Annotated in this window: 11 protein-coding genes, 2 tRNA genes and 1 riboswitch; of the genes, 2 read left to right on the plus strand and 11 right to left on the minus strand. The window is 44.1% G+C overall.

Going from position 1 to position 12,425, the window contains the following annotated elements; translation table 11 throughout:
* The first annotated feature begins 25 nt into the window (after window positions 1-25).
* Both choW and choV read left to right on the plus strand, forming a co-directional pair.
* Entirely contained in the window at window positions 26-871 is an 846-nt protein-coding gene (gene choW / locus L3V23_RS15905; protein ID WP_042490103.1) for a choline ABC transporter permease subunit, read from the plus strand.
* Window positions 871-2,055, plus strand: a complete 1,185-nt coding sequence (gene choV / locus L3V23_RS15910; protein WP_102966497.1) for a choline ABC transporter ATP-binding protein — start codon at window positions 871-873, stop codon at window positions 2,053-2,055. The genes choW and choV overlap by 1 nt, the downstream gene beginning before the upstream one ends.
* A gap of 139 nt (window positions 2,056-2,194) precedes the next feature.
* Here choV and thiH read toward each other — a convergent pair whose 3' ends face one another.
* From thiH to L3V23_RS15965, 11 genes are all read right to left on the minus strand, one after another.
* Window positions 2,195-3,307 (minus strand): 2-iminoacetate synthase ThiH, encoded by a 1,113-nt coding sequence (gene thiH, locus L3V23_RS15915; RefSeq protein ID WP_102966498.1) that lies wholly within the window; start codon window positions 3,305-3,307, stop codon window positions 2,195-2,197.
* Window positions 3,307-4,104 carry a thiazole synthase gene (locus L3V23_RS15920; protein ID WP_102966499.1) on the minus strand — a complete coding sequence of 266 codons (798 nt, stop codon included), beginning with the start codon at window positions 4,102-4,104 and terminating at the stop codon, window positions 3,307-3,309. Before L3V23_RS15920 ends, thiH begins: the two co-directional genes overlap by 1 nt.
* A gap of 4 nt (window positions 4,105-4,108) precedes the next feature.
* Window positions 4,109-4,315: a sulfur carrier protein ThiS gene (gene thiS / locus L3V23_RS15925; RefSeq protein WP_102963061.1), complete on the minus strand. Its 207-nt coding sequence runs from the start codon at window positions 4,313-4,315 to the stop codon at window positions 4,109-4,111.
* A complete protein-coding gene (locus tag L3V23_RS15930) occupies window positions 4,300-5,103 on the minus strand; it encodes a HesA/MoeB/ThiF family protein (protein ID WP_102966500.1) in 804 nt (267 codons plus the stop codon). Before L3V23_RS15930 ends, thiS begins: the two co-directional genes overlap by 16 nt.
* Complete coding sequence (gene thiE, locus L3V23_RS15935) at window positions 5,093-6,295, minus strand: thiamine phosphate synthase (protein WP_102966501.1); 1,203 nt, start codon at window positions 6,293-6,295, stop codon at window positions 5,093-5,095. The genes L3V23_RS15930 and thiE overlap by 11 nt, the downstream gene beginning before the upstream one ends.
* Before the next feature lie 3 nt (window positions 6,296-6,298).
* Window positions 6,299-8,266 carry a phosphomethylpyrimidine synthase ThiC gene (thiC, locus tag L3V23_RS15940; RefSeq protein ID WP_102966502.1) on the minus strand — a complete coding sequence of 656 codons (1,968 nt, stop codon included), beginning with the start codon at window positions 8,264-8,266 and terminating at the stop codon, window positions 6,299-6,301.
* 110 nt (window positions 8,267-8,376) lie between these two features.
* A riboswitch (TPP riboswitch) is annotated at window positions 8,377-8,475 on the minus strand.
* A 52-nt stretch (window positions 8,476-8,527) separates the two neighbouring features.
* Entirely contained in the window at window positions 8,528-8,911 is a 384-nt protein-coding gene (crcB, locus tag L3V23_RS15945; RefSeq protein WP_102954552.1) for a fluoride efflux transporter CrcB, read from the minus strand.
* 138 nt (window positions 8,912-9,049) lie between these two features.
* The gene (locus L3V23_RS15950; protein ID WP_102966503.1) at window positions 9,050-10,426 is read right to left on the minus strand and encodes a multicopper oxidase family protein; all 1,377 of its coding nucleotides are present in this window, start codon (window positions 10,424-10,426) and stop codon (window positions 9,050-9,052) included.
* Window positions 10,427-10,520: 94 nt separating this feature from the next.
* A complete protein-coding gene (locus tag L3V23_RS15955) occupies window positions 10,521-11,489 on the minus strand; it encodes a GGDEF domain-containing protein (RefSeq protein WP_237292494.1) in 969 nt (322 codons plus the stop codon).
* Window positions 11,490-12,159: 670 nt separating this feature from the next.
* Window positions 12,160-12,236, minus strand: a tRNA-Trp gene (locus tag L3V23_RS15960).
* Between the two features lie 64 nt (window positions 12,237-12,300).
* A tRNA-Asp gene (locus L3V23_RS15965) sits at window positions 12,301-12,377 on the minus strand.
* Window positions 12,378-12,425: the final 48 nt, after the last annotated feature.

The raw sequence follows: 12,425 nt of genomic DNA on the forward strand, positions 1-12,425 counted from the left end.
CCCTGCCACTAAATAAGGAATTCTCGTGAACATTATTACTGAGCATAAAATCCCATTAGGAAGTTGGATGGAAACCGGGGTCGACTGGCTCACCATTAATGCCTCTGGTTTCTTTGATACCATTTCATTCTTACTTGAAAGCATCATTATGTTGTTGGTTGATGTCTTTAAATGGATGCCACCAGCCGCTCCTATTCTTTTAACCGCCGCTATTGCGTGGTGGTTGCACCGCAGTGTTTCGTTAGTTGTGTTTATCATCGCAGCCCTGTTGCTGATCTTAAACCTTGGCTACTGGCAAGAAATGCTGGAAACCTTTGTTATGGTTTTCTCCGCGACAACGATTTCCGTATTAATTGGCGTCCCACTCGGAATCATGGCGGCACATCGTCCATGGGTTTACACCCTGATGCGTCCTATTTTGGATTTGATGCAGACAGTTCCTACTTTCGTCTATCTGATCCCTACACTGGTATTGTTCGGTTTAGGTGTCGTTCCGGGGCTGATATCTACCATCATCTTTGCCATTGCAGCGCCGATTCGTTTGACTTACTTGGGTGTTACCCGTGTACCAGAAGAGCTGATTGAAGCCGGTAAAGCGTTTGGTGCTAACCGTACAAAACTGCTCTACAAAGTCGAACTTCCAGCCGCTCTGCCAAGCATCATGGCGGGTATTACCCAATGCATCATGTTATCACTGTCGATGGTCGTGATTGCTGCACTAGTCGGCGCAGATGGTTTAGGTAAGCCAGTCGTTCGCGCATTAAACACGGTAAACATTTCGCAAGGTTTCGAAGCGGGTTTAGCGATTGTACTCGTCGCCATCATTCTGGACCGACTGTGTAAAGCACCAAACAGCAAAGAGGTATCATAATGAAAACCATTAATATCGAAAATCTGGACGTCGTGTTTGGTGACCAAACAGCCGCTGCAACAGAGCTACTGGATCAAGGTAAAACTCGTCAGGAAATTATCGATGCGACAGGGTTAGTTGTTGGCGTCGATAATGTAAGCCTTGATGTAAACCAAGGTGAAATCTGTGTTCTTATGGGTTTATCGGGTTCCGGCAAATCGAGCTTACTACGAGCAATTAACGGGCTTAACCCAATTACTCGTGGCTCTCTAGTGGTTCAGGACAAAGAGCAAAGCATCGATTTAGCTACATGTAATGAAACAACTCTGCGAGAACTACGCACCAATAAAGTCTCTATGGTGTTCCAGAAGTTTGCGCTCATGCCTTGGCTAAGTGTCTTGGACAATGTTGCCTTTGGTCTTGAAATGCAGGGACTAGCTAAAAAGGAACGCCGAGCTCGCGCACGTGAAAAACTGGAAATGGTTGGACTTGCAGAATGGGAAGAGAAGCTTCCACATGAGCTGTCTGGCGGCATGCAACAACGCGTAGGCTTAGCACGAGCGTTCGCTATGGATAGCGATATTCTGTTAATGGATGAACCCTTCTCAGCGCTTGATCCATTGATTCGATCGCAACTTCAGGATGAGCTACTCAGCCTACAAAAACGCCTAAACAAAACCATTGTGTTTGTTAGCCACGATTTAGACGAAGCACTGAAAATTGGGTCTCGTATCGCCATTATGGAATCAGGAAAGCTGATCCAATATGGTAAGCCAGAAGAGATCGTTCTCAAGCCGAAGACTCAATACGTCCAAGACTTCGTGTCTCATACCAACCCATTAAATGTTCTTAAAGGACGCTCTTTAATGAACAGTTGTGATGAACTTAAGCAAGAATCTGGTCGCTGGCAGATATGCCAACAAGCGGATGTTTGGATAGAGAAAAGTGACAACAAATGGCATGTTTCATCTTCGCCAAAACTGAAGCTGATTGAATGGAACGAACAAACTAAATTCGAGGAATTAACCAGTGATTCACTTGTAGTAGCTTCGCCAGATATTGAAATGCGTGATGCCATCGAAATTCGCTACCATACTGGTAACCCTATTGTGCTGATAGAGAATGGAGAGTTAGTCGGAACGTTAAGTGACCATGACTTCTACCACGCCCTACTTGGTAAGTACCAGCAAGAGCAAGCTGCTTAGATTAGTAGATTTAGTTCGATAAGAAAAAGGCGACTTCACGGTCGCCTTTTTTATGTTTCACGTGAAACATCTTTTGTCTCTATTCTTCTCTCTATCTCAAGATCTCAATCGCCCAAATCGAATAGTCAGCTGGTGGCTTTTATCCTGAATAGGCAAAATGCCAATCTTGCCACACTGCTTCCAGCCCTTTGCTCTTCATCGCCAGCGCCACATCATTTGCAGAGCGTTCGTCACTAATCGCAAACTGTTCCAGCTCAACATTCGAATTCGCGTAACCACCGGGTTGAGTTTTCGAAGCCGCAGAAATACTAGTGATACCGAGTACTGAAACGTTGTCTCTAAAACTAGCAGACTCACGTGTCGATAGAGAGAGTTCTACTTCTCCATTCCATAAGCGATAAGCGCAAATGAGCTGTACAAGCTGTTTATCACTCATGACAGATTTGGGCTGCATGGCTCCGGCACACGGTCTTAATCGTGGAAAGGAAATCGAGTATCGGCTTTGCCAATACGTTTTTTCCAGATAGTCGATATGAGCGGCTACATGGAAGCAATCCGTTCGCCAATCTTCCAAACCAATCAACGCCCCTAACCCAATTTTATCGATACCCGCTTTGGCTAACCGCTCCGGTGTGTCTAGGCGATATTGAAAGTCCATCTTCTTACCACGTAAATGATGCTTGCTATAAGTCGACGGATGATAGGTCTCTTGATAAACCATGACTGCATCTAAACCTAACGTTTTTAGTTCCGCATACTCCGCTTGATCTAGGGGCTGAACTTCCATAGCCAGATAGTTAAATGAAGACTTAATCAGAGGAACGGTTCTTCGAAAATAATCCATTCCTACTTTGGTTTCATGTTCGCCAGTGACCAGCAAAACACTATCAAATCCCATTTTTTTAATTGCTTCTACTTCAGCCTCTATCTCCTCATCAGTTAAGGTTTTACGTTTGATACGATTGCCCATTGAAAACCCACAATAGGTACAATCGTTAGAACATAAATTTGATAGATAGAGCGGAACATAGAACGACATCGTATTACCAAAACGCTGGCGAGTTTTCAGGTAAGACTGTTGTGCCATTAGCTCTAAGTACGACTCTGCAGCAGGAGAGATTAGCGCTTTAAAATCTTCAAGATTTCGCTTTGACTTGCTTAACGCCAGTTCGACATCCTGAGAAGTCTTACTATATATAGAGAGCTTAATATCATCCCAGTCGAGTTGTTTAAATCGCTCCAGAAAGCTCATCATGCGCCTCCCAGAAACTCTGTAAACGGACTTGACGCTACAGCGTGATTTACCTGACCAGCCAATCCACTTTCAAAAGCAATTCGCCCCGCCTCTACCGCCAGCTTAAATGCTTTGGCCATAGCAATCGGATCACCTGCAGTAGCAATTGCGGTATTCACCAATACTGCGTCCGCCCCTAGTTCCATTGCTAATGCAGCATCTGACGGTGCGCCAATTCCAGCATCAACTATGATAGGAACATTCGCCTGGTCGATGATAATTTCGAGGAACTCACGGGATACCAATCCCTTGTTGGTACCGATAGGCGCACCCAACGGCATAACGGCAGCACAACCAACCTCTTCCAACCTTTTACACAGAACAGGATCTGCATGACAATATGGCAATACGATAAAGCCATCTTTTACTAACTGCTCGGCTGCCAACAACGTTTCTATTGGGTCTGGCATCAGATACTTTGGATCTGGATGAATCTCCAATTTAAGCCAATTTGTGCCAAGTGCTTCACGAGCCAAATGCGCCGCAAAAATGGCGTCTTTTGCTGATTTTGCACCTGATGTATTTGGCAATAGATTCACGCCAGCTTCTACTAGCGGAGACAAAATATCATCGTCACGAGTCTCAAGATTCACTCGCTTGAGGGCCATAGTAACCAATTCAGATTCGCAAGCTTGAATAGCTTTCGCCATAGTATCGCGGTTAGAAAACTTGCCAGTACCTGTGAGTAGCCTTGAGCGAAATGTTTTATCCGCAATTGTTAGTAAATTTTGACCTGAAAGACTGTTGTTCGACATAACGTTAGCCTCCTGCTATCGCTTGAAAAAGAGAGATTCGGTCCCCTTCATTGAGCACCTGAGATGACCACAAGCCTTTAGGGATAATTTGATCATTGATGGCAAAGACACAACCAACTGCGGGTAAATCTAATTGCTGTTGCAAAGAAGTAAGCGTGGTTTGCTGATTGATCTGCTGAACAATGCCATTAACGGTTACAGTGATGGACATATCACCCCCCCATTGTTATTGGTATTGGCTTCTTTGGCTGCGCAGATTTCACAATCAGGATCTGCCATCAACTGCCACTTTTGCCAATCTAGGTGTTTAGCGTCGAATGTCATTAACTGATGAGTTTTAAACTCAGGCAGCTCAGCCAAATATTGAATAGCCAACAAGGCTTGTAGGTTGCCAATAGTTCCGACTACCGGACCGATAATCCCAAGGTCACTGCATTTCCCCAGTTGATCGGTATAGTCGCGAGGAACCATACAGGCATAGCAGCCAGTTGCTTTGTTTGGTGCGGCAAAATCAAAAGCGATAACCTGACCACTCCAACCAATAGCAGCGCCTAATATAAGTGGAAGCTGACACTCAAAGCACACCTGATTAATGAGATGTCGAGTCTCTAGGTTATCCGAACAATCCAACACCACATCCGCCATCGACACTTCCAAAGGCAACAGATTCTTATCAGCTCGTCGTTGTACCGTTCGAATATGACACTCTGGATTTAAAGCTCGTAGCTGTTGCGCCAATGCTTCGACTTTTGGTGTTGATACATGATGATTACGAAATGCGATTTGACGAGATAAGTTAGAAACTTCTACCTCATCATCATCACAAAGAACCAGCTTTCCGACTCCTGCAGCAGCTAGGTATAGAGCAGCCGAGTTACCTAAGCCTCCACAGCCGATGATTAGTACAGAAGAGTCGCACAGTTTTTGTTGCCCTGATTCACCGATCTCAGGTAAGCATACTTGGCGTTGATATCGTAAAAAGGCATTGTCAGATAACATCGAACACCTCCTGTCTATTCGAGGTGCGGCTAAACTTTGACTGCAACTCTTTTACGTTTGCTTCCACATTTTTTGCTTCGGTAATAGCTCTGACCACAGCAATGCTTGAAACACCTTGATCGAGCACTTGCTGAATATTGTCTAAATCAATACCGCCAATCGCGACACTTGGTACTCCGATGGATTTGCCATAAGGCATACTATCAAGCAGCTTTTGATAAAGACCCAATCGTACTAAGCCTTGTGGTTTTGATGGCATTTGCTTAGTAGTGGTAGGAAATATATGTCCAAGGGCGATGTAGCTCGGTGATAGCTGATGGATACGTAGCAACTCAAAATAGCCATGAGTGGATAACCCCAATGCCATTCCACTATCTGCGATAAGCTCCAAATCCGCGTCTAATACATCTTCTTGACCAAGATGAACACCAAAAGCTTTGTGCTTCAAAGCCAACTGCCAATAGTCATTAATAAACACTTGTGCCTTGTTTTCTCTACCCAGTCGAATAGCTTTAACGATTTGTTGTTCTAAACTTGGCTCATTTGGGTCTTTAATCCGTAATTGTATGGTTTTAATTCCCAACTTAAGCAATCTTTCAATCCATTCAACATTGTCAACGACTGGGTATAGACCCAATGATTGTTTACCTAGAGTGGTAAAACCTGTTTGAGCAATAGAAACTGCAGGTTGCTCAATAAACGGAAAATGTTGGAACTGTGTCGGCCATGTTTCACGTGAAACATTCATTGCAGCCCGACTCAAAACAAGGGCATCTTCCAGAGGAAAATCGAGAGCGAGAGAAGCTACAACCCAGGAAAAATGATGCCAAGATTGATTCAAAGATAAGGTCTGACTATGAATCAAGAGCGTTGTTTCATCTAGATGAAGCCAGCTATCTACCAGACGTTCATCATAAGAAACGCCAATTTGAACAACATTAGGTAGACAAATCTCTTGAGGTTGCCCCCCGTAGAGAAACGTCAGTTCTCTCTCTAGATCACCGTCGCCACTTGATTCAAATAAATTGCTGTGTAAACGAGACGTCTCTGTATCAACAAGTTCAATACATTGGGTCGGGCTTACGCCCAACTCAATGTGACTGATATTGAAACCCTGCTCAGTTGCGAGCAGCAAAACTTGTTGAACTTCTCCCGTAAACTCAAGGCAATGAGATGGGATAAGTATCTTCACAAGTTACTCCTCCGTAACGACAGAGTTCTGTTTAACTACTGGATGGTAAAGCTCAGAACCTGACTGCAAAAACTCCTGAGATTTTTGACGCATACCTTGATCCACTTGTTCAAATAGCAGTGGGTCATCCAGCATTTTGATTTCGATGGCTTGGTCAGCGGCAACTTGCTCTTTGTTATTCGCGTATTCCCTAACCTCTTGTGAGATCTTCATTGAGCAGAACTTAGGACCACACATAGAACAGAAATGGGCAACTTTTCCTGACTCTTGAGGAAGTGTTTCGTCATGGAAGGCACGTGCGGTAACTGGATCGAGAGACAGGTTGAACTGGTCTTCCCAACGGAATTCGAAACGTGCTTTTGACAAAGCGTTATCACGGACTTGAGCACCTGGATGCCCTTTAGCAAGATCAGCAGCGTGAGCAGCAAGCTTATAAGTAATAAGCCCTGTTTTTACATCTTCTTTGTTAGGAAGTCCTAAATGCTCTTTTGGCGTCACATAGCAAAGCATGGCACAACCATACCAACCAATCATGGCAGCGCCGATACCAGACGTAATATGATCATAGCCGGGTGCAATATCTGTCGTCAGAGGACCAAGAGTATAGAAAGGCGCTTCGTGGCAATGCTTCAACTGCTCTTCCATGTTCTCTTTAATCATATGCATCGGAACATGACCCGGGCCTTCGATAATAACCTGAACATCATATTCCCAAGCGATTTTGGTTAACTCGCCAAGTGTTCTTAACTCAGCAAACTGAGCTTCATCATTCGCATCAGCAACCGAGCCCGGACGTAAACCATCACCTAACGAAAGCGAAACATCATACTTCGCACAGATTTCGCAGATCTCTCTGAAGTGGGTATAAAGGAAATTTTCCTGATGATGAGCCAGACACCATTTAGCTATGATTGAGCCGCCACGAGAGACAATACCGGTTACGCGTTTAGCAGTCATAGGTACGTATCGAAGAAGCAAACCAGCATGAATTGTGAAGTAATCGACCCCCTGCTCCGCTTGTTCAAGTAAGGTATCGCGCATCACTTCCCAAGTCAGGTTTTCAGCTACACCGTTTACCTTTTCCAGAGCTTGATACATAGGAACAGTACCAATCGGAACCGGGCTGTTACGTAATATCCACTCACGTGTTTCGTGAATATTTCTGCCAGTAGAAAGGTCCATAACCGTATCAGCACCCCAACGCGTCGCCCATACTAGCTTTTCTACTTCTTCTTCAATTGAAGAGCTCACAGACGAATTACCAATATTGGCGTTTACTTTCACTAAGAAGTTACGGCCTATAATCATAGGTTCTGCTTCTGGGTGGTTGATATTGCATGGAATCACCGCGCGCCCTTCAGCCACTTCTTTGCGCACAAACTCTGGAGTGATGTCTTTTGGAAGATTTGCACCAAAACTCTGTCCTGAATGCTGCTGGTTGAGTTGTTCATCTTGGTAACGGCGATTACCCATGTTCTCTCGCAGCGCGATAAACTCCATTTCAGGAGTAATAATACCCTGACGAGCATAATGCAGCTGAGTAACGCGTTTTCCTTCTTTGGCACGACGAATCGAAGGCAAATTGCCATAGCGCAGCTCGTCCAATGTTTCATCAGATAGACGCTCTTGAGCGTATTCAGAACTCATCGATTGCAGAACTTCAGTATCGTTTCGCTCTTCAACCCAGCCAGCTCTTAGTTTAGGTAACCCGCTATATAAATCTATTTCATGTTCAGGATCGGTATAAACACCAGAAGTATCATAAACACAAATTGGTTCGTTAGGCTCAAATATCGGAGCTTCTTTGCTTCCGCCGATTAAGCTATCAGCAAGTGAAATCTCACGCATCGGTACGCGTAAATCGGCACGAGAGCCAACGACATAAGTCTTAGTAGAATTTGGATAAGGTTGAACGGAGAGGTTCTCGATAAACTGTTTTGCTTCCAGTCTCGCTTGTTTGCGACTCGACATAGCATTTTCCTTGTATTGTTTTTAGGGATAAATGCTTGGCGGAAAAATGTGTCAATAAGAGATGAGTAGACGGATCTTAGGTTTGGGGCTTATCGCCAACCAATCTAGAAAGAGGCTCTTCTCTTGTTCCCTTCGCTGGTATTAACCAGATCAGGTTCAACGGATCCCGAATAAACGGTCTCAGCCTTATGGCACTCCGACAAGTGAAACGATTATAGATAAAGAAACTTAGTTAACCAAGAACAAAAGTAGAGTTTTTAATCAACCTTTTATTAACCATTGATAAGCAAGCCAGGCAGCTGAAATGCTCAACAGTACATTAAGTAGCACGTTAAAACCCATTTTCACAAATGCACCTTGCTGCATAAGAAGTACGTTATCCATTGAGAAAGTCGAAAACGTGGTCAGTGCCCCAAGGAAACCTAAACCGATAATTTGTCGCCACGGATAAGGAGCCAACCACTCATTTTCTACTGCTGCGATCAGCAGCCCCATAATAAATGAGCCGACCACGTTAACAGTTAGCGTGCCATATGGAAAAGATCGTCCGAATAAGGTGACACACATTTCTGATACTAAGTATCGAGAACACGCACCGATCGCACCACCGATCGCAATAAGACCCAGAATTGAAAATTGCCCCATGTACCCTCCCAAAATCATTTCAGCCATTGTACTGATTTATTGAGCACAAAAGAGTCAAAAATGATGAAAATAATGTTCTCAAAATAAGAGGAATTACCCTCTATAACTGAATAGTTTTAAAAAGTTACAGGAGTCACTTTAAGCAACTTCGATGTATCCCATCAAACCCGTTTTCATGTGTTCAATCACATGACAGTGATACATCCATCGCCCTGGGTTGTCGGCAACGAACGCAGCCTTCGCCGAGCCATTTTTTCCAAGCAATACTGTATCAGTATGAAAAGGAGCATCGACAGGTTTTCCATCCAACTCTAACACGGTAAACGTATGTCCATGCAAGTGAATAGGATGATGATACTGCGTGACATTTTTGAGATTAAAAATATACGTTTTGCCGAGTTCTAAACTAGCGAGTGGTGCAGGAATATTATTGGCGCTCATTCCTTCCCAAGCTCGTTTGTTCATCAGCCAAAAATTAGGTACCGCATGACCACTTTCATCAGCAGGAGAAACGGCACCTTCCCACTCAAAAACGAAGTCGATGGATTGAGAATTGGCTAAATCAATCTTAGGAATTGGATTGAGAGGCAAAGCTGGGATCTCGGAGCCTTCGGGTAACTTTGATTGCTGGCATTTAAATTCGCACAGTGGGAACGGGAATTTTCCTTTCATCTGGCGCACGTAAACCACATTTCCAGCCTTAGGCGCAATAAAAGCGATGTCCACTCTCATTCCCGGCCCTATCTTGTGCTCTTTTAAAGGATAAGGCGTTTTAATCGGATTACCATCAATAGCCACTACCCACGCTTCAGCACCTTCAACAGCAATTGGATAAGTAATCGTGTTGTCGACATTAGCGATTCTCAATCTGACACTGGCATTTTTCTGCACATCGTAACTAGGATTGTGAATACCGTTTACCGTTCCCCACTCCCCCGGAGTACCCATGCGAGCGCTGTAGCGTGGAATCATCAAGTCCTTCCATTGGCCTTTTTTATCAAGATGCCAATGTTTAAGAACTAACTCATGTTCTTCATCGAAAGTGACTGGTTGCGCTTCTTCCACCACGATAAGTCCAACCAGTCCCATACCCAGTTGTTTTACGCTGTTCATATGAGGGTGATACCAGAAGGTGCCCGCATCCGGTGGAGTAAACTCATAAACGAACGTCTCACCAGGCATAATCGGCTTCTGGCTTAGAAATGGAACACCATCCATACCAATAGGAATACGCAAGCCATGCCAATGGATTGTTGTCGGTTCGTCAAGTTTGTTGGTAAAGCGAATGGTCACTTTTTCCCCCTGACGACAGCGTATTGTCGGAGCGGGTATTGAACCATTAAAGCCAAGAACAGGAGTGACATAACCCGGAACGATCTCAGCAGAAGAAGCTTCCGCTGTAAGTTCATAAACATATCTTTCCTGATCAGTCCGGATCAATGAACAGGCAGGTAATAACGTAGATAGCCCAAGAGCTGAACTAACTGAAAGAAAGCGACGACGAGTAATATCCATTTCTGCCTCAGGTAAAGCAACACAACAAAGCGTTAATAAAACTTATTCTCATCACAATGTAAACAATAGTGGTAACTAAATTGCTATCACACACCTATTTTTTAATGATGCAGTTTCTGCCGTTGCGCTTCGCCATATACAACGCTGAATCCGCTTTACTGAATAAACTATGTAGCGTGTCTTCGTTGCTCACTTCGCTGTAGCCGACACTGATAGTAACGGGGTTAGGAAGCATTACAGATGCTTTGGTTTCAACAGCCCTACTCATCTCTTCTAAAAGCGTTTTAACACTCTCAGAATCTCTCTGAGAAAGAAAAAGAACAAACTCTTCGCCACCGTAACGACCAATCAGATCTTGCTGTCCCATAAATGATTTAAGGATGTTAGAGACTGCAATAAGCGTATTGTCACCAACATCGTGCCCAAAAGAGTCATTTACCTTCTTGAAATGGTCGATATCAACAACCGCGATGACGCCTCGAGAGCCAGAATTGGATAAAGATTTAGAAATACGTTCATTGATATAGCGCCTATTGTACAACCCCGTCAGTTCATCACGGATAGAGCGCTCGTAATGCCAATCGATCTGCTTAAACAAAAACAGCGACAATAATGAACCAAGCAAAAAGAAACATACAATGTTCTGAGTTACAACGACTGCCACACGATAGTAATCAGGACTGTTAGTTATCCCCAAAGCGATAGTTGGAAAGCTAGCGGCAACCATACAAACCACAGCAGAGAGCGCCAACATGCGCTCACCTCTTCCGTTCAGATGTCGATTCTTATAACAGACCCAGCATGCTGCTAGATAAACCAGAATAAAGTTAAAAAAAGCTAACTGAACTCTGAACTGAAGGGTTCCGGGCCAGTTATAGTAAATTACGTACTGAACAGCCGTGTAAGCAAGAACATGAATAACAGCAAGCTTCCATAGCCAATACTTTATTGGTTTCTTATACCAGCTTAGAGTGCCAAATAAGAGCAAATAAGCCACGCTCATATAGAGTGCATTATTAATTAATACAGAATAGCCAAGAGGAACCCAAGAGCGGATAGCCATTGCAAAAAAAGCAGAACCTAACAACAGAAAAAATAGGAAAAAATACGACGCTGAGAGTCGCTGATAGCCAGACAAACCACTACGAATTTGTAATAAGAACAAACATCCAACAACACTGCAGAGAATATTGTTTAAGACGCTAGCAAAGATAATAAGATCAGAGGCTGAGTAAATCACGGTATGGCGTTTATATAAGCAAGTGGGGCGATAATATCACCGATATTAATGATAACAAAGCAACCAATTAGGTAAGCATATTTTCATTACTGTTGTAGAAGCCTACGCTCCACTGGCTAATCTCACCTACTAGTCAAGAAATCCCTATTATCCAAATGACAGTGTGAGAACCCCCTAGTATTTCGACTGAGGCTGATAATGGCAGGGGTGGAGAGATTTGAACTCCCAACACGCGCTGATTTTTGGCATTGGCGGAATCCGCTGCTCTGCCAATTGTGCATTACAACAACTAGCTAAACGACTGATGTGAAAAAGCCCCAGTCTTTCGACTGAGGCTTCTAATAATGGCAGGGGTGGAGAGATTCGAACACCTAACACGCGCTGATTTTTGGTGTTGGCGGAATCCGCGGCTCTGCCAATTGAGCATTACAGCAACTATCCAAACGACAGATGTAAAAAAGCCCCAGTCTGTCGACTGAGGCTTCTTAAATAATGGCAGGGGTGGAGAGATTCGAACTCCCAACACGCGGATTTGGAATCCGCTGCTCTGCCAATTGGAGCTACACCCCTGCAGAATTTCTATTCTCTAGATTTGCAAAAACCTCAGCTTTTCAGCTGAGGTTCTTTAAATAAGTGGCGGAGCGGACGGGACTCGAACCCGCGACCCCCGGCGTGACAGGCCGGTATTCTAACCAACTGAACTACCGCTCCGCATTGGTTAGCGCTTGGTGCTAAATAAAAGCCTGGCGATGTCCTACT

The organism is Vibrio sp. A1-b2 (assembly GCF_021726015.1).
GTDB classification, from domain to species: Bacteria; Pseudomonadota; Gammaproteobacteria; order Enterobacterales; family Vibrionaceae; genus Vibrio; species Vibrio diazotrophicus.

Bases quoted from the DNA above. Each gene is read 5' to 3' on its own strand.
- choV (WP_102966497.1), top strand. From the start codon at position 871: ATGAAAACCATTAATATCGAAAATCTGGACGTCGTGTTTGGTGACCAA.
- thiH (WP_102966498.1), bottom strand. From the start codon at position 3,307: ATGAGCTTTCTGGAGCGATTTAAACAACTCGACTGGGATGATATTAAG.
- L3V23_RS15920 (WP_102966499.1), bottom strand. From the start codon at position 4,104: ATGTCGAACAACAGTCTTTCAGGTCAAAATTTACTAACAATTGCGGAT.
- thiS (WP_102963061.1), bottom strand. From the start codon at position 4,315: ATGTCCATCACTGTAACCGTTAATGGCATTGTTCAGCAGATCAATCAG.
- L3V23_RS15930 (WP_102966500.1), bottom strand. From the start codon at position 5,103: ATGTTATCTGACAATGCCTTTTTACGATATCAACGCCAAGTATGCTTA.
- thiC (WP_102966502.1), bottom strand. From the start codon at position 8,266: ATGTCGAGTCGCAAACAAGCGAGACTGGAAGCAAAACAGTTTATCGAG.
- crcB (WP_102954552.1), bottom strand. From the start codon at position 8,911: ATGGGGCAATTTTCAATTCTGGGTCTTATTGCGATCGGTGGTGCGATC.
- L3V23_RS15950 (WP_102966503.1), bottom strand. From the start codon at position 10,426: ATGGATATTACTCGTCGTCGCTTTCTTTCAGTTAGTTCAGCTCTTGGG.
- L3V23_RS15955 (WP_237292494.1), bottom strand. From the start codon at position 11,489: ATGGCTATCCGCTCTTGGGTTCCTCTTGGCTATTCTGTATTAATTAAT.